Below are 17,364 nucleotides of genomic sequence, written 5' to 3'. Positions count from 1 at the left end.
CTTAAATCAAAATCTTCAAAGTGCTGCTAATACGTATCTTTGGCCTTAATGGCTAACGAAATATTTTTACGGGCAGATGCAGTAAGCAGATCATACGGAGGGGCGGTACAGTCGGGCGTGAGCAATATCTCATTGGATGTTACACCGGGTAAAATAACCGCTATTATAGGCGAAAGTGGTAGTGGCAAAAGCACCCTGTTACGCCTGCTGTACGGCCTGCTATCCCCTGATAGCGGTACCGTCACTTTCAATGGCGAACGTGTTTGGGGCCCGGAAGAAAAGCTGATACCCGGCCATGATGCCATGAAAATGGTAACACAGCACACCGATGATCTGAACTTATTTGCCCGCGTTTGGGACAATGTTTCGGCTATGCTGCCTAACACCAACGTACAGGCCAAAGAAGAAAAAACGGAACAGGTGCTGCGCCAGTTGAACATGATGCACCTCTCGCTAAAACGCGTGGCCGACCTTAGTGGCGGCGAAAAGCAACGTGTAGCCATTGCAAGAGCTATCATCACCCGGCCGCAGGTTTTATTGCTCGATGAACCCTTTAACCAGGTAGATACCTCGTTTAGAGAGGGCTTACAACACGATATCAGGCAGATTGTTAAGCAAACCGGACTAACGGTAATTATGGTATCGCATGACCCGGCCGAGGTACTTTCCATGGCCGAGGTACTGGTAGTGCTGAAGCAAGGTAAGATAGTAGAAACCGGGCATCCGAAGGAACTCTACAACCATCCGCAAAACTTATACACTGCAGAGTTACTTACCAATTGCAATATCCTTACTGCCGATGAAGCCAAATTATGTGGTATTAATACACATTCGGCAACCGTTGTAATATACCCCGAGTGGATACGCGTTACTACCATGCTTAAAACGAATGAGTGGCTGGTGAAAGAAGTGCTATTTAAAGGCGCTTATGAAGACCTGATACTGGAAAGCAATGGTGTGATTCTCCGTGCAGTAAATAATGAGCCTGATGCTTATAAAGAGGGCGATGTAGTAGGCATCAAAGTTAAGAAATGGCTGGAGTATTAGAAGATGTGCAAATGTGCGGATTACAGATCTGCAAATGCCATAACATTCTAATGCCCTGCAATGCGTAAAAAGTGCAGATCACAGATAAGGCGGCTTAATTTGCATATCTGCGCATCTGTAATCTGCACATTAAAATGGTTATATCTCAAACGACGACAGCTCTACAAACTGCTGTACGCGTTCATTTACCTCTTGTGGTGTTAAGTTCTTTAACTTTTCGGTACCGAATTTCTCTACACAGAACGAAGCAAGCGCCGAGCCGAAGATAATGGCGTTCTTCATGTTGTTGAAGTTGATAGTACCTACTTTAGCCATGTAGCCGATGAAACCGCCCGCGAAGGTATCGCCTGCGCCGGTAGGGTCAAAAACCTCGGCCAATGGTAATGCAGGTGCCGAGAAGATATGGTTCTCATGGAACAATAAAGCGCCATGCTCCCCTTTTTTAATGATGAGGTATTTTGGGCCAAGCGTTAATATTTTACGCGCCGCCTTCACCAGCGAGTACTCGCCTGATAGCTGGCGCGCTTCCGCATCATTAATGGTTAAAACATCTACCATTTTAATGGTCTGCAGCAGGTCGTCCATGGCAATGTCCATCCAAAAGTTCATGGTGTCCATTACAATTAGTTTAGGGCGGTTTTTAAGCCGTTTAATTACCGTTTGCTGTATCTGTGGAGTTAGGTTACCCAGCATCAGGTATTCGCAATCCTGGTAGCTTTCCGGGATGATGGGGTCAAAATCAGCCAGTACGTTTAGCTCTGTTACCAGTGTATCGCGGCTGTTCATATCATTATGGTACTTTCCACTCCAGAAAAATGAATTCTCCCCTTTTTTAACCTGCAAGCCTTCGGTATCAATATGGTGCTCATTGAAACTCTCAATATCCTCTTGCGGGAAGTCGTCGCCTACTACAGCAATGATCTTTGTTTTATTGTAGAAGTAAGAAGCGGCCAAACTCGCGTAGGTAGCGGCGCCTCCAACTATTTTATCGGTTTTACCAAAAGGTGTTTCAATTGCGTCAAACGCCACAGTACCAATGACTAACAAACTCATGTAAAATATTTTTAAAATTTTTTTGTGCAAATATTGTGAAATTACATCAGAAATCATACTTTTGCACACTCCAAACCGGGAAATACTCCTGAGTAGCTCAGCCGGTTAGAGCATCTGACTGTTAATCAGAGGGTCGCTGGTTCGAGCCCAGCCTCAGGAGCAAAAGGCAAGCACGAGAAATCGGTCGCTTGCCTTTCTTTTTTATCCCTATTTCACTTGATTTTAAATTACTGGCGATGAAAAGTATACAAGCGAGCCTTACATTTTAATGAGCACGCTTTCGGGATCAAGACCATGTTCCGATTTGAGAATCCGGTAGTCATGCAGAAATCAATAAGCGTGATTGCTTATTCGCTGCGGGTAAACTTTAATTAAGGGATGGTTTTTAAACTTATCGAAGTATTGATGAATATCCTGAACGTAAGACTTATCGTATTCGTTAGTGTATTCCTCAAATTCGGCCAGCCTTGCTGCAATACAAACCAATTCAACACGCTCGTCAATTACGGGTGCGCCTAAGCCGGCAACAGAAGCCGGTTTTTGACTTTTAACAGGGTTACAGATAAAGCAACAAACAAAAAAGGAACAGGCAAAAGTATTTCATATCGACTTTAAGACGCTTCGCCATATAAAACGTTACATCAACTAAACTTTATATGTCTTCAGGTAAAATGTATCCTTATATCTCTCAAGGTACAAACGCTTGTCATCGCGTAAGCGAGATACTGGCCATAATTGATAACAAAAAAGAAGCTTTGATAAATTCCAAAAAAGTCGCTGTCATTAAATCCAAAAAAACACGCTGCAAATCAAGTCTCTATCAGTTCATTAATAATGTTTTTTATTAGCTTTAGTGCAGAAATTAACGGCATATCAAATGAACTCCATAACCACCGAAACCGCTAAACAAACCATATCCGGTTTAACACTCATGACCATGTTTACATTGGTTTGGGCTGGCATAGCGTTTTACGGATTTAATGGATTGCCTTATGAATGGCTGTTAAGTATTTTTGTGATACCCTGTATAGGCTTTGTTTATTACATTTTTCTTATCAGAAGAATCGCTCCCACTTTACCCGTATCTGATGCGCCCGTTAATGAGGCTGAAGTAAAGAAAAAAGAAAAATGGTTCATGATCATTTGTGCCGGAGAGGGTATCGGAATATTTCTGGCGGTTAACATTGTGGTTAATCTGCACCACCCGGAACTACAGGTGCCCGCCATAGCGTTGGCGGTTGGCTTACACTTTTTCCCTTTAGCTAAGGTATTTGAAAGAAAGATGGATTATTACATCGGCGCATGGAGCACCCTTATCGCCGTACTGGCCATTATGTTTACACTTAACCACGTGCTAAATAAAATGCCGATGATTGTGTTTACAGGTGTAGGTTTGGCCCTGGCTACTACCTGCTACGGCATAAATATGATATTAAAGGCACGCCGTGTAATTAGCTAACCAAAACTGTGCATACGGTTGTGCGGCTATTTTAGTAAATTTGCCGCCATGACCGAACTTGCCCCTTGCCCTCAATGCGCATCTGCCTTTACCTATGAAATGAACGATCTGCTGGTTTGCCCTGAATGCGGCCACGAGTGGAACCAGGAAGATACCCAAACATCCGACGAAGGTTTTGTAGTAAAAGATGCCAACGGTAATATCCTCAACAATGGCGACAGTGTGATCACCATTAAAAATCTGCCTGTTAAAGGTTCGTCACAAAGTATAAAGGCCGGCACCAAGGTTAAAAACATCCGCCTGGTGGATAGCGACCATAATATCGATTGCAAAATAGACGGATTTGGCGCAATGGCTTTAAAATCAGAATTTGTAAAGAAAGCCTGACGGGTATGTTTATACCGGTTATTGGAAGAAAAACTTGAGGAAATGTGAGTTGGCCAGAAATGGTCAATTCATTACTATTAGCTGTTAATCAATATATCCTTGGCCATGATCATGGGCACGCTGATATATTTCTTTTCCATATAGTTGATCACTTTTTCGAGCACGGCGCGAGATTCTTCATCAAGGCCTTGTACCTCATCGGCAAATACAGTGTTAACAGCGTTATTGCGTATCTCTTTGATCTTTTCAGGAACCTGGCGCATAGCCAGCTCAATTTTACGCTGTTTAAGCATTACGCCATATTCAGCAATATTTTGCTCAATTATCGCTTCCGCATGCACCAGTTCGTGGTAACGTTCCTGCAGGTTCTTTTTAGCTACCTCGTTAAGTGAATGTACCTCAATAAAGTTCACATCAAACTGTTCCAGTACTTCGGGCGCGGTATCATTAGGGATAGCCAGGTCAACAATGGTTTTTTTACCGGTTTCGCCGTTCAGAAGTGAAGTGTATATTTCGGGGGTAATAATAGGCTCAACCGCTGATGTACAGGTAATAATAGCATCAAAGCCTTTATGATAATTGGCAAGATCGGTAAGCTCAAATGCCTCGCCGTTAAGATCAGCCGCCAATTGCTGTGCTTTAGACAGTGTACGGTTAAACACCGCGAAATTAGAGAACTTATGTTTTTGCAGGTATTTAGAGATATTACGGTTGGTTTCGCCCGCGCCAATGATCAGGATGCGCGCGTTTGAGCAAAGTTTAAGATCTTTCAGCTTACGGTAAGCCAATGATACCACCGAAATTGGGTTACGGGATATATTAGTGTGCGTATAAACCTCTTTAGCGGCTTTAACTACACATTCCATTACCAAACGTAACTTATCTCCGGTGAGGCCTGCCTCACGGCAATCTTCATATGCCTTGCGTAACTGGGCCAGTATTTCTTTCTCACCCACCACCAGGCTTTCAAGAGAGCATGAAGTACGTAAAAGATGAACAAGTGCTTCGCGACCTTCATAAATAGAGGCGGCATCAAGAAAAGTTTTGGTTACATGCGGGCAAAGGCCAACATGCATAGCGGCTAAAAAAGTTTCGGCAAACTCACGGCTGAGCGGTTGTTTGGAGGCCATCACAAACTCAACACGGTTACAGGTAGCCAGGTAGAAGATCTCGTTGATAGCGAAACGTTCTTTCACTGCCCGAAGCCTGTCAGTTAAGTTTTCCTGGCAAATCACCAACTTCCCCAGTTCTTTCAGCTCGATCTGTTTATGTGTAAAAGCGATAACTTTTAAATACTCCAAAGCAGTTTCTTTTTAACCCAACAAAAGTAACACACCCCTTTGGATGCAATGTCAATTATTTGTCAAACAGACGTATTTAGAATGGTTATAAATAATGCATTTTCCGCAATAAAATTGCGTATTTTTATAAAATTCATCGTTAATCAATCGATTGAACAACATAAAATGCGAATATTTAAAAACATCAGCCTCGTTATTTTGGTGCTATTGTACCTGCTTGCCGGCATCAACCATTTTGTGCATCCGCAAGGTTACATCAGCATTATTCCACACTACATTCCGGCTCCCATTGCTGCCAATTACCTGGCCGGGATATTGGAAATAATATTAGCATTATTGATGATACGGCCGGCAACCCGCAAGGTTGCCTCGTGGGGTTTAATAATCCTTTTAGCCGCTTTTCTTCCGGTACACATCACTATGCTTATACACGCACCCATGCAGATTGGCTCAGTACACGTAACACCAGCTCTGGCATGGATAAGGCTGTTCTTACAACCCGTGCTTATGCTTTGGGCTTGGTGGCACCGAAAATAAGCAGCGTTTCATGTTAAGCCAATCAAACCCTAAATAAAACAATCGGCTTAAAAATGGGTTAAAAAGGCACTATGGATCTGCAAAGTATTGAATTGCGCAACCTGGAAGCACAGGACTACCAGGAGCTTAAAAAATCTATGAAGTCGGCTTACCTGGATATGGATGAAGACTACTGGGATTCGGGCTCCATTAAAAAACTCATTAAGCTTTTTCCCGAGGGGCAGATCTGTGTTACCGTAAACGGCGAAGTAGTAGGCTGCGCTTTAAGTATTATTGTTAACTATGATAAATACGGCGATAACCATACTTATAAGCAGATAACCGCGGGCGGTTCTTTTAAAACACATGATGATAAAGGCGACGTGCTTTACGGCATTGAAATATTTGTACACCCCAAATACCGTGGCCTTCGCCTGGCCCGCCGTTTATATGAGGCACGGAAGGCTTTGTGCGAAAAGCTCAACCTTAAAAGCATCATTGCAGGAGGCCGCATACCCAACTACCAAAAATTCCAGAATGACCTTACACCTCGCCAGTATATTGACAAAGTAAAGTATAAGGAGATATACGACCCTACGCTTTCGTTCCAGTTGGCAAATGATTTTCACGTACGTAAGATACTGCGTAACTACCTACCCGAGGACGCCCGCTCAAAAGGATTTGCTACGCTGATAGAGTGGAACAATGTTTACTATGAGGAGGTAAGCTCGGTTATCAATCACAAAACAGTTGTTCGTATAGGGTTGGTACAATGGCAAATGCGCCCGTACAACAACATCAGCGAATTAATGAAGCACGCCGAATACTTTGTTGACGCGGTGAGCGATTACCAGTCTGATTTTATTTTATTCCCCGAGCTGTTCAACACGCCGCTAATGGCCGAATACAACCATATGGATGCGGCCAAGGCCATGCGCGAACTGGCTAAATATACCGAGCCCATTGTGGAGGCATTCTCAAAGCTTGCAGTATCATACAATGTAAATATCATTGCGGGCAGCATGCCTAAAATAGAGGGTGAGCACCTGTACAACGTATCATACCTGTTTCGGCGCAATGGCAGCATGGAAGAGAGCGTGAAGATACACCCTACCCCATCTGAGATAAGCTCATGGGGCATGCGTGGCGGTAATGACCTGCGGGTATTTGATACCGATGCCGGCAAGATAGGCATCCTGATATGCTATGATGTGGAGTTCCCGGAGCTATCGCGCATATTGGCCAGCCAGGACATGCAGATATTGTTTGTACCTTTCCTTACTGATACGCAGAACGGCTACAACAGGGTTAAATTTTGCGCGCAGGCACGCGCGGTGGAAAATGAGTGTTACGTAGCCATTGCCGGCTGTGTAGGCAACCTGCCCAATGTAAACAACATGGATATATCCTATGCGCAGTCGGCGGTGTTTACCCCATCAGATTTTGGTTTTCCTACCAACGGCATCCAATCTGAAGCTACGCCAAACAGCGAGATGATCGTGATAGCGGATGTGGACTTATCCATTTTGGGCGAACTACATGAGTATGGCAGTGTACAAAACCTGAAAGACCGACGTACCGATCTATACGGCATCACTTTTAACGGGAAGAAAGTGTAGGATCGTTGAGCAATATTTTCATATTTTGCGATATGAAATTGTATATTATAAACCCTAAACCTTACTTACTACAAAGAATTGCCGCTACCGTAATTGATTACGGGATCTATAGCTTGATATTTGGGGTCTACATTTACACCTTTGGTGATAATAGCAGTCCTGGTAAATATACTGTACATAACCTTATGGCATTACCTTTAATAGCATTTTGGCTCTTATATTTTGTTGTTTTGGAGGCAGCAAATAGCTGCACGCCCGGACATGATATAATGAAACTCAAAGTATTTAAAACTGACGGCAGAAAGCCGGGATACAGTGATGTTTTAAAACGGAGATTACTGGACACTATTGATATATTTTTTTATGGCATTCCAGCTTTAATTACAATTGTTAAGACACCAAAACATCAGCGTCTTGGAGATCTATGGGCAGATACTGTAGTTTTAAAATCATCAGATATTACTGTTAAAGAAATTGAATTTTAACACATGATCCTTACCGAGCAATACACCATACCCGGCGCCAAGGGCAGGCCCATTACCGCCGACCTTACTTATGATGATATTTCCCCAAAGGCGCCACTGGTAATATTTGCGCACGGTATACGTGGGTTTAAGGACTGGGGCGCGCATCATTTGGTAGCGCGCCGTTTTGCAGAGAATGGATTCAGGTTTCTTAAGTTTAACTTCTCACATAACGGCACTACACCCGATCACCTCACCGAATTTGCCGACCTGATAGCCTTTGGCGATAACACCTTTTCCATTGAGCTGGATGATCTGAAGAACGTTATCGATTTTGCCTGCAGCGGCTCGGCCATACCTGCCGCCGATGGCGTTTGCCTGATAGGGCATAGTATGGGGGGCGGCATCAGCATCGTTAAAACCGCCGAAGATAGCCGCATTAAGAAATTAGTGACGATGGCTGCAATCAGCAGCTTTTACAACCTATGGCCGAAACAGGCAGAGGAGCAGTGGCGGCTGCAAGGTGTAATGTATATGAAAAACGCGCGTACCGGACAGGACATGCCCTACTGTGTAACCATGCTGGAAGATCTGGAGAAAAACCCGGCCCGCTTAGATATCCCGCGCAAAGCCGCGGAAATCACCCAGCCCTGGCTCATCATCCATGGCGATAAGGATACCAGTGTACCGTTGGCCCACGGCCGTGAGCTACAACAAGCTCAACCCAGGGCGGAATTTGTAGTGATAAATAATGCCGACCATGTGTTTAATGCCACGCACCCTTATCTTGCCAATACCTTAACCCTGCAACTGGAGCAATGCGCTAATACCGCGATAGCTTTTTTTGCCGGTAAAACATCTTAAAGTAAAATAAATACTGACCATTTTTACTTAACGGTCAAAACCGTTTATACTTGTGGCATGAGCATACCCAAATCACGCAAAGAAGGCCCTAAGTTTATCAATACCATCCCAACAAAGGAAGGCGGGCTTGATGTGATGATCCCTATTCTGAAAGAATATATCAATACCAAGGCGGAAAATACTCCCAAAAAGCCATTAGGTCCATTTAAGACGGATATAAGTATTTATCAAACTGCTCCTGCAAACGGCATGCGTATTACCTGGATTGGCCATTCCAGCCTGATCATCGAGATAGACGGCATCCGTATACTCACCGACCCGGTATGGAGCCAGCGGGTTTCCTTCTCTCAACTCATAGGTCCTAAACGCTTTTTTCAGCCGCCGCTGCCGCTTGAACAGCTTCCTCCTATTGATGTGGTCATTTGCTCACATGATCATTACGACCATCTCGACGAGGCTACCATACGTTTCTTCGCCGGTAAAGATATTCCTTTTATTACCCCATTGGGAGTAGCAAACTATCTGGTAAAGTGGGGTATATCGCCGCAACTTATACATGAGGTTGACTGGGGCGATGTAGTGACCATTAAAAATTGCAGTATAACCGCCTGCCCTTCCAGGCATTTTTCGGGCAGGGGCATTACCCACCGTAATGAAACGCTTTGGGCATCATTCGTGATCAAAGGCCCGCAACATAATATATACTTTGGCGCGGATTCCGGCTGGTCGCCTGATTTTGAGAAGATCGGCGAAGCCTATGGCCCTTTTGACCTTACCCTGCTTGAAATTGGCGCTTACGGCAAATACTGGCCGGACATACACATGGGCCCTGACAATGCCAGCAACGCCCACCTGGCCTTAAAGGGAAAACTGATGATGCCTATACACTGGGCTACTTTTAACCTGGCACCCCACGCCTGGTATGAGCCCGGCGAAAAACTGGTGGAATTTGGCCTGCAAAAAAACATTGACCTGCTGTTACCAGAACCAGGGCAGCCTACCGATGTTACAGGACCTTACAATTCTAACTGGTGGAAACGGTTTATGAGTGAAGACGAATAAAAACAAAAAGGCCACTCATTACGAGATAGCCTTTAATTGCACAAGATTTAGGAGGTCTGTTTTTATTGTTTGTTAATATAATTCTGCGTATTTTCAAATATCTCCATTAGCCGTTACGCCTTAAGGACATACAAATATTATATAAAAAATTAAATAAGTCACTATTTGGTGACTTATTTTTGTTTCAACTTTTCAACATTTTTGGCAAAACATCCTTTAACAATGGCTACAACAAAAAAAACGCAGCAAGCCGTTACCCGTAACAAGGACCGCAGCAAGCAAAAATTATTGAAAGCTGTTGGCAAGATCATCAAGACTGGCGGCTTTAGCACACTTGGTGTAAACCGTGTGGCCGCAGTGGCGGGCATGGATAAAAAAATGATCTACAATTATTTCGGCAGCCTAAATGGATTGCTGGATGAGTATATAAGTTCGCTTGATTTCTGGAGTAATGTTAAAGGCGATAAACTACCAACTGAGTTCCCTAATGGCGGCCATGACTTTGTAAAGCAGATGGTACTGGCGCAATTTGATTATGTGCATCAAAACCCTGAGTTTCAGAAAATTTTGCTTTGGCGTTTATCCGAAGAGCGCGATGCGTTAAAAACCCTTACCGCCAGACAGGAAGCAAACGGTGAGGTATTATTACAAGGCATTACCGACCCGCATTTTGCTGATAACGCCGAAGCTTACAGGGCAATAATGGCGGTAATTATCGCAGGCACCTATTATTTAAATTTATTCGCCGAATTAAACGGGTCAACTTTTTGCGGTATCGACCTGGCAACAACAGGCGGCAGGAAAAAAATAGAGGAGGCACTTGCCTTCCTGATCGATAAAACCTACGAAGGCCTTTAACTGGCCTTTTTTTTTCAAACGTATCACCACCTTTAGCGTTAATACTATTAAACAAGTGATGTTATGGCAAACTTTAAAGATATAATCGCCTCTGACAAGCCCGTCCTGGTTGACTTTTCTGCCGAATGGTGCGGCCCATGCCAAATGATGCCCCCTATTTTAAAGCAGGTAAAAGACGCGCTGGGTGATAAGGTCACCATCATAAAAATCGACATTGACAAAAACCCGTCAGCCGCCAGCGCATATCATGTACAAAGCGTACCTACGTTAATGATCTTCCAGAAAGGCCAAAGCAAATGGCGGCAAAGCGGCGTATTACAGGCTTCGCAATTGCAGCAGGTGTTGCAGCAGTACATATAACTATAAATAGCTTAACCACCACTGCCGGTGAGTTTTCTTGTATTTTGAAAACCATTTGCAAGGGTAGTATAGTATCAGTATTACACCCAGCCAGAATAGGTATGCTACCTTAAGGCTAAAACCCATATGAGGCGGCGTAAACAAGAACGGATCGTTAGGCGTAATGATCTGCGAGGTTTTGAAGCCCTGTAAAAAGAACACGATAACGGTTATGATGCGTATGAGGTAAAAGTGCAGCACGTAGTAAAAAAATGGCACGCTGCCGTAAGTCTTAAAAAACTCCACCAACTTACCTGAAACATTCTCTGTAAGTGCCAACACCATTAGGCCTACTGATAATGTTAAACAACAATACATAAGGGATGGCGGGTATTTACTGATATTTAAGAACGATATTACTGTAAAAACAGGGTTTCTTTGAACCGACCACGGAGCGGGGTCGCCATACCCGTTGAGTACCCTTAAAACCACAAACAGTACGAATAACGACGCCGAACCTATTAATAAGAACCGCCTGCGGCTTGCCGGATTGTAACCGCTTTTGTAGAGCGTGCCGAATAAATAACCAAGAAACATGATACCCGTCCATGGCAAAATAGCATACAGATCGAACACAATGTGAGTTTTATCTAAGAAGAATAGTGTTCCCTTCGCTGTAAAAAATAGCTTTAGCAAAACATCTCCGGTACTATTTGGTATGGCGCTTACAGGCGTGATCAGGTCATGCCCTGCAATGAGGAGTATCCCTATTACGCCAATAACCCGCACCGGCAACCATATCAATAATCCTAACAATATCATGCTGATACCGATCACCCATATCACCTGCAGGGCAATGCTGTTGAAAAGCGGATTAAGTGAAAACGCGAATGATATCAATATGATCTCCACAAAAACCAGCCATATCCCGCGTTTGATCAGGAAGCCGCTTAATTCGCTTTTTGTGCGGCGGGTGCTTACAAGGTAAGCTGATACACCGCTTAGAAAAACAAATATCGGTGCGCAAAAATGGGTAATGAACCGGGTGAAGAATATAGCCGGAGTGGTTGTTTTAAGATCTGTGGGGTCGGAGAACATGGCGCCGTGGTGCAGGAAATCGCGCACATGATCAAGCGCCATTACCAGCATAATTACACCGCGAAGTATATCAATAGAGGCTATCCTTTGCTTGGTAGATAAAGTAGTGACAGTCATTGCTTTCAGGATTTGGGTAGCCTGAAATTACAAATATTATTTAGTTTCGGCAACAGGGGCCTCTGCAGCATTGGCCGGCTTGCGCAGGTAAAACCACGATAACACATACAAGCATATCAGCCCTAATAAAAAGCCGCCTACTACATCCGTAAACCAATGCGCGCCCAAATAAATACGCGATACCGGTATGGTAAATATCAGGAACGCGCTAATAACGATTATGGGGTACTTTATCCATTTAGGCACACCCTCCAGTTGCATCATCAGCAGCATCATAAAACCAAAAAACACCACATAAAACAGCACATGCCCACTCGGGAAACTTTGCTGGGCCGTTTTTTTTACTATACGCACCAACGTATCTGAAGGTCTCGGGCGGTTAACCAGCACCTTAACTATGGTACTTACCAGCCCACTCACCCCTGTAAGCAAAATAAACCCCGCCGCCTTTTTGTATTTACACAAGAAAAATAGCAGAGCAGTAAGCCCAACCATAATAACAGACTCAGGCATATAGCCCGGCGTGCTGATCGCATACATCAGCGCGTCTATAAACGAGTTCTGGTGGCGCTGTATATCGCGTGATAACCGAAGGTCTATTGAAAGATCGGGGTAGATATGCACAAAGACCGACAGGGATACAAAGCCTGCTGTAATCAAGAGTACAACCCATAGCATTAAACGCTGCCTGCGTTTATTCATGTGTTTAGATGAGGTCTTTTAAATGTTTATAATTTGCTTTAATGGTATCAATAACCTCGTCCATACGGCCGTTAAGCATTAGCTTGGTCATAGATACTGCCATACCCTTTACCTGGCTTAGTTCCACTTTGGGCGGCATGGCCAAGGCGTTAGGATCGGTCATTACGTTGATCAGCACCGGTCCATTATAAAGAAAGGCCTCGCGCAGGCTGTGTTTAGCTTCGTCGGGGTCATTAATGGTAATGCCTTTAATCCCCATCGCCTTGGCAACCATGGCAAAGTCGGGGTTTTGCATATCGGTTTGCCAGTCGGGTAAACCGGCTACCTGCATTTCCAGCTTTACCATACCTAACGAACGGTTATTGAACACCACAATTTTAACAGGAAGGTTATACTGCGTAATTGTAGCAAGGTCCCCCAGTAACATGGATAGCCCACCATCTCCGCAAAGTGCTACTACCTGCCTGTCGGGGAAGGCAAGTGCCGCACCAATGGCTTGCGGCATGGCATTAGCCATTGAGCCATGGTTAAAAGAACCTATCATACGGCGCTTACCCGTAGCATTTATGTAACGGGATCCCCAAACGCATGACATGCCCGTATCAACCGTAAAAATAGCGTCGTCGGCCGCTATTTCATCTAACAAAGTTGCCACATACTCGGGGTGAATATCATCCTTTTTACCTTTATCCTCAACATAAATACGCATGTTTTCTTTTACCTGCGCATAAAATTCCAATTGCGCTTTGGCAAAACTATTGTCCTGGTGTTGTTCTACCAGCGGTAACAATGCGGTAAGCGTATCCTTAATATCGCCGTTAAGGCCAACATCTACTTTAGCGCGTCGGCCAATACGTTCCGGCTTAATATCCACCTGCACAATTTTGCAATCGGTAGGCATAAAAGGTGTGTAAGGAAAATCTGTCCCCAGTAATATCAACAGATCGCTCTCATGCATGCTATGATAGGCTGACGGCAGGCCAAGCAAGCCGGTCATCCCTACCTCGTACGGGTTATTATACTGGATATGCATTTTTGAACGGAACGAATAGGCCACCGGAGCATGCAGCTTTTGTGAAAGCGCTACTATCTCGTCATGTGCCTCCCCGGCCCCAATACCACAAAATATGGTAATCTTCTGGTGCTTGTTAAGCAGGCTGGCCAATTTATGAATATCGTCATCAGATGGGCGTATAACAGGCACCGGATGATAATTTACGGTTGATGATGCGATCTCCTCGGTATCCATGCTGGTGAGATCGCCCGGCAGGCCAACAACAGCAACACCTTTGCGGTGCAGCGCAGCCTGTATAGCCGACTGCATCATGCGCGGGAACTGCTTAGGAGTAGTAGCTACCTGGTTATAGTGGCTGCAATCTGCAAATAATTTTATGGTATTGGTTTCCTGGAAATACTCGGTACCATACTCAAAGCTGGATATGGTTGAAGCAATGGCAATAACCGGCGCCTCAGAACGGTGCGCATCATACAGCCCGTTTATCAAATGTACGTGGCCGGGGCCACTACTCCCCGCGCAGCATGCCAGTGTACCGGTCAGTTGCGCTTCAGCCCCGGCGGCATATGCACCGGCTTCCTCGTGACGAACGTGTATCCACTGGATGCTGCCTTCCCTGCGCACCGCGTCATTCACTTCATTTAAACTATCGCCTGTTACGGCATATATACGTTTAATACCGGCATTCACCAGCATCTCTACCAATTGGTCTGCAATCTTAGCCATGCTATACTATTTGATATAGTACAAACCTGATAAAGACAGCGGGGTTTTAAATATTTAGCAAAAGCTATGGCCAAAACCATATTGCACAGTAACAAAAAAGCCCTGATGAAAATTCACCAGGGCTTTTATACCTTAAAGAAGTAATATCAATTACTCGCCTTTTTCAGCGTTCTCTTCTTTGTCAGAAGCAGCAGGAGCTTCGGTAGCAGGTGTTTCTTCCACTGCCGGTGTAGCTTCAGCTACGGGAGCAGTTTCTTCAACAGCTACTTCTTCTGCAGCAGGAGCGGCAGTTGTTGCAGCAGCAGCTTTACCTTTACCAGAACCACCACGACGACGTGATTTTTTCTCTGTTTTAGCAGCTACGTCTTTACCGTAAACTGTGTTGTAGTCAACCAGCTCGATGATCGCCATTTCAGCGTTGTCACCTAAACGGTTTTCTAACTTAACGATACGAGTGTAACCACCCGGGCGGTTAGCAATTTTCTCAGCAACTTCACGGAACAAGATGTTCACAGTGTCTTTGTCTTGTAAATAGCTAAACACTGTACGGCGAGAGTGAGTAGTATCGTTTTTTGATTTTGTTAACAAAGGCTCAACATACACACGTAAAGCTTTCGCTTTAGCTAAAGTAGTAGTGATACGTTTGTGCAGGATAAGTGATGATGCCATGTTAGACATCATTGCTTTGCGGTGGCTGTCGGTGCGGCCTAAGTGGTTAACTTTTTTTCCGTGTCTCATTTTTTTGTTGTTTGTGGCACGTGCATACCGTTGGGCGGCGGTTTATCGTCAAGCCCTCGGAATTACGCGTTGTTAGTGACTGGTTAATTAGTGATCAGAGATTAGTCACTGTATCATCCTCTGATCTATTATAAAAAAAATTGGTGATTAAAGACGAGAACTAATCTTTAATCTCTAATCACCAATCTCTATTACTCTTCGTCTAACTTGAATTTAGACAGGTTCATACCAAAAGATAAGCCTTTTGATTTAACCAGGTCCTGTATCTCAGTTAATGATTTTTTACCGAAGTTCCTGAATTTTAACATATCAGCAACGTCGTAAGAAACTAAGTCTGCAAGGCTGCGGATATCAGCAGCTTTTAAGCAGTTAAGCGCACGTACCGAAAGATCAAGGTCAACCAGTTCGGTTTTCAGGATCTTACGCATGTGCAGTATTTCCTCATCTACTTCTTTAGTTTCTTCTTTAGCCTGCGCCTCAAGCATCATGTTCTCATCAGAGAACAGCATAAAGTGCTGGATAAGAATCTTAGCAGCTTGTTTCAATGCATCCTCCGGGTGGATTGAACCATCTGTAGAAATATCAAGGATAAGTTTCTCGTAGTCGGTTTTTTGCTCTACACGATAGTTTTCTAAAGTGTATTTAACGTTTTTGATAGGCGTAAAGATAGAGTCGATAGCTATCACACCTACGGCAGCGTCAGGGTTTTTATTTTCTTCGTTTGAGATATAACCGCGGCCTTTAGCAACAGTTAGCTCTACCTCAAGCGTTACTGATGAATCCATATTGCAGATAACCAGCTCAGGGTTCAGTACAGTAAAGTTGTTTGAGAATTTAGTGATATCACCCGCTGTAAAAGCATCCTGACCGTTGATGATCACAAATATCTTTTCATTATCGCCAGAATCACCTGTTTTTTTGAAACGAACCTGTTTAAGGTTCAGGATAATCTCGGTTACGTCTTCAACAACACCTTTAATGGTTGAAAACTCATGCGTTACACCTGAAATACGTACAGATGTAATGGCAAAACCTTCTAACGAAGAAAGTAAGATACGACGCAGAGCATTACCAATGGTTACACCGAAGCCTGGTTCTAACGGACGAAATTCAAATGTACCGTCAAAATCGTTCGATTTCTGCATGATAACCTTATCTGGTTTTTGAAATGCTAAAATTGCCATTTATATCTTGGTTAATTGTTACTTGATTATGGGCTTGGATCGATTAGATAACCGTATGAACTACTGTTTTCTATCTTTCCTTACCCTTTATTTTTTTGTTTTGACCTGAAACCAGAAATGAGACTTGGGAAAAATCCCAAATCTCATATCCTCCAGCTCATATCTTATTTAGAGTACAACTCGACGATTAAGTTCTCCTTGATGTTCTCAGGAATTTCATCGCGGTTTGGATAGTTTAGGAACTTGCCTGATAACTCGGCAGCATCCCACTCCAACCAGCTATATTTGTTAACCTTACGGCCAGCTACTGAATTAGTGATAGACTCAAGAGATTTTGATTTCTCACGTACAGCGATAACGTCGCCTGGTTTTACCTGGTAAGAAGCAATGTTAACTACATTACCATTTACTGTAATGTGTTTGTGGCCTACCAATTGGCGTGCAGCCGAACGGGTAGTAGCGATACCTAAACGGTAAACAGCATTATCTAAACGTGCTTCCAGGAACTTTAACAAGTTCTCACCGGTGATGCCTTCTTTAGCAGATGCAGTGTGGAACAAGTTTTCGAACTGACGCTCTAATACACCGTAAGTGTATTTAACTTTTTGTTTTTCCATTAACTGTACTGCGTACTCAGATTGCTTACCTCTTCTTTTAGAAGCGCCATGCATACCTGGGCCATAGTTTTTTCTTTCTAACGCTTTATCCGGACCGAAAATTGGTTCACGGAAACGACGAGCGATCTTTGATTTTGGGCCTGTATATCTTGCCATTGTATGTGTGTTTTAAAGTATCAGACAGCCCGCAGCTGTTGA

19 protein-coding genes and 1 tRNA gene are annotated in these 17,364 nt (G+C 43.9%); 11 read left to right on the top strand and 9 right to left on the bottom strand.

Annotation, left to right across the window (positions count from 1 at the left end; all coding sequences use genetic code 11):
• The first annotated feature begins 48 nt into the window (after positions 1 to 48).
• A complete protein-coding gene (locus tag CKK33_RS07395; protein WP_095703495.1) occupies positions 49 to 1,047 on the top strand; it encodes an ABC transporter ATP-binding protein in 999 nt (332 codons plus the stop codon).
• Between the two features lie 138 nt (positions 1,048 to 1,185).
• Here CKK33_RS07395 and CKK33_RS07390 read toward each other — a convergent pair whose 3' ends face one another.
• The gene (locus CKK33_RS07390; protein WP_095705778.1) at positions 1,186 to 2,100 is read right to left on the bottom strand and encodes a PfkB family carbohydrate kinase; all 915 of its coding nucleotides are present in this window, start codon (positions 2,098 to 2,100) and stop codon (positions 1,186 to 1,188) included.
• Between the two features lie 86 nt (positions 2,101 to 2,186).
• Between CKK33_RS07390 and CKK33_RS07385 the strand changes: the two genes are divergently transcribed.
• Positions 2,187 to 2,260: transfer RNA gene (locus CKK33_RS07385), tRNA-Asn, on the top strand.
• Between the two features lie 170 nt (positions 2,261 to 2,430).
• On the opposite strand, the gene CKK33_RS19885 is transcribed toward CKK33_RS07385, so the two are convergent.
• Positions 2,431 to 2,604 (bottom strand): DUF4932 domain-containing protein, encoded by a 174-nt coding sequence (locus CKK33_RS19885; protein WP_369803590.1) that lies wholly within the window; start codon positions 2,602 to 2,604, stop codon positions 2,431 to 2,433.
• Between the two features lie 373 nt (positions 2,605 to 2,977).
• On the opposite strand from CKK33_RS19885, the gene CKK33_RS07380 reads away from it, so the two are divergent.
• On the top strand, positions 2,978 to 3,559 hold the full coding sequence (locus tag CKK33_RS07380) for a hypothetical protein (RefSeq protein WP_095703494.1): 582 nt from the start codon (positions 2,978 to 2,980) through the stop codon (positions 3,557 to 3,559).
• A 48-nt stretch (positions 3,560 to 3,607) separates the two neighbouring features.
• The gene (locus CKK33_RS07375; RefSeq protein WP_095703493.1) at positions 3,608 to 3,946 is read left to right on the top strand and encodes a zinc ribbon domain-containing protein YjdM; all 339 of its coding nucleotides are present in this window, start codon (positions 3,608 to 3,610) and stop codon (positions 3,944 to 3,946) included.
• A gap of 77 nt (positions 3,947 to 4,023) precedes the next feature.
• On the opposite strand, the gene hemA is transcribed toward CKK33_RS07375, so the two are convergent.
• Positions 4,024 to 5,247, bottom strand: coding sequence for a glutamyl-tRNA reductase (gene hemA, locus CKK33_RS07370; RefSeq protein WP_095703492.1), 1,224 nt, complete (start codon positions 5,245 to 5,247; stop codon positions 4,024 to 4,026).
• A 165-nt stretch (positions 5,248 to 5,412) separates the two neighbouring features.
• Here hemA and CKK33_RS07365 point away from each other — a divergent pair, with 165 nt between their 5' ends.
• From CKK33_RS07365 to trxA, 7 genes are all read left to right on the top strand, one after another.
• Complete coding sequence (locus CKK33_RS07365; protein WP_095705777.1) at positions 5,413 to 5,784, top strand: MauE/DoxX family redox-associated membrane protein; 372 nt, start codon at positions 5,413 to 5,415, stop codon at positions 5,782 to 5,784.
• A gap of 71 nt (positions 5,785 to 5,855) precedes the next feature.
• The gene (locus CKK33_RS07360; protein WP_095703491.1) at positions 5,856 to 7,382 is read left to right on the top strand and encodes a bifunctional GNAT family N-acetyltransferase/carbon-nitrogen hydrolase family protein; all 1,527 of its coding nucleotides are present in this window, start codon (positions 5,856 to 5,858) and stop codon (positions 7,380 to 7,382) included.
• Positions 7,383 to 7,414: 32 nt separating this feature from the next.
• Positions 7,415 to 7,867, top strand: coding sequence for an RDD family protein (locus CKK33_RS07355; RefSeq protein ID WP_095703490.1), 453 nt, complete (start codon positions 7,415 to 7,417; stop codon positions 7,865 to 7,867).
• Between the two features lie 3 nt (positions 7,868 to 7,870).
• Positions 7,871 to 8,710, top strand: coding sequence for an alpha/beta hydrolase (locus CKK33_RS07350; RefSeq protein ID WP_095703489.1), 840 nt, complete (start codon positions 7,871 to 7,873; stop codon positions 8,708 to 8,710).
• 57 nt (positions 8,711 to 8,767) lie between these two features.
• Entirely contained in the window at positions 8,768 to 9,772 is a 1,005-nt protein-coding gene (locus tag CKK33_RS07345; protein WP_095703488.1) for an MBL fold metallo-hydrolase, read from the top strand.
• Positions 9,773 to 9,994: 222 nt separating this feature from the next.
• Positions 9,995 to 10,630, top strand: coding sequence for a TetR/AcrR family transcriptional regulator (locus tag CKK33_RS07340; RefSeq protein ID WP_095703487.1), 636 nt, complete (start codon positions 9,995 to 9,997; stop codon positions 10,628 to 10,630).
• Positions 10,631 to 10,693: 63 nt separating this feature from the next.
• Entirely contained in the window at positions 10,694 to 10,990 is a 297-nt protein-coding gene (gene trxA, locus CKK33_RS07335) for a thioredoxin (RefSeq protein ID WP_095703486.1), read from the top strand.
• Here trxA and CKK33_RS07330 read toward each other — a convergent pair whose 3' ends face one another.
• The 6 genes from CKK33_RS07330 to rpsD form a co-directional block, all read right to left on the bottom strand.
• Positions 10,991 to 12,184, bottom strand: coding sequence for a DUF1624 domain-containing protein (locus CKK33_RS07330; RefSeq protein ID WP_095703485.1), 1,194 nt, complete (start codon positions 12,182 to 12,184; stop codon positions 10,991 to 10,993).
• Between the two features lie 36 nt (positions 12,185 to 12,220).
• The gene (locus CKK33_RS07325; RefSeq protein WP_095703484.1) at positions 12,221 to 12,886 is read right to left on the bottom strand and encodes a phosphatase PAP2 family protein; all 666 of its coding nucleotides are present in this window, start codon (positions 12,884 to 12,886) and stop codon (positions 12,221 to 12,223) included.
• Between the two features lie 4 nt (positions 12,887 to 12,890).
• Complete coding sequence (locus CKK33_RS07320) at positions 12,891 to 14,627, bottom strand: thiamine pyrophosphate-dependent enzyme (RefSeq protein ID WP_095703483.1); 1,737 nt, start codon at positions 14,625 to 14,627, stop codon at positions 12,891 to 12,893.
• A gap of 150 nt (positions 14,628 to 14,777) precedes the next feature.
• The gene (gene rplQ / locus CKK33_RS07315; protein ID WP_095703482.1) at positions 14,778 to 15,365 is read right to left on the bottom strand and encodes a 50S ribosomal protein L17; all 588 of its coding nucleotides are present in this window, start codon (positions 15,363 to 15,365) and stop codon (positions 14,778 to 14,780) included.
• Positions 15,366 to 15,556: 191 nt separating this feature from the next.
• Positions 15,557 to 16,549: a DNA-directed RNA polymerase subunit alpha gene (locus CKK33_RS07310; RefSeq protein ID WP_095703481.1), complete on the bottom strand. Its 993-nt coding sequence runs from the start codon at positions 16,547 to 16,549 to the stop codon at positions 15,557 to 15,559.
• Between the two features lie 164 nt (positions 16,550 to 16,713).
• A complete protein-coding gene (gene rpsD, locus CKK33_RS07305) occupies positions 16,714 to 17,322 on the bottom strand; it encodes a 30S ribosomal protein S4 (RefSeq protein WP_095703480.1) in 609 nt (202 codons plus the stop codon).
• Between the last annotated feature and the right edge of the window lie 42 nt (positions 17,323 to 17,364).

This window comes from Mucilaginibacter sp. MD40 (assembly GCF_002288635.1).
Taxonomy (GTDB): domain Bacteria; phylum Bacteroidota; class Bacteroidia; order Sphingobacteriales; family Sphingobacteriaceae; genus Mucilaginibacter.
The sequence above is the reverse complement of the archived record's forward strand: the minus strand, read 5'-3'. Positions and strand labels throughout refer to the sequence as shown.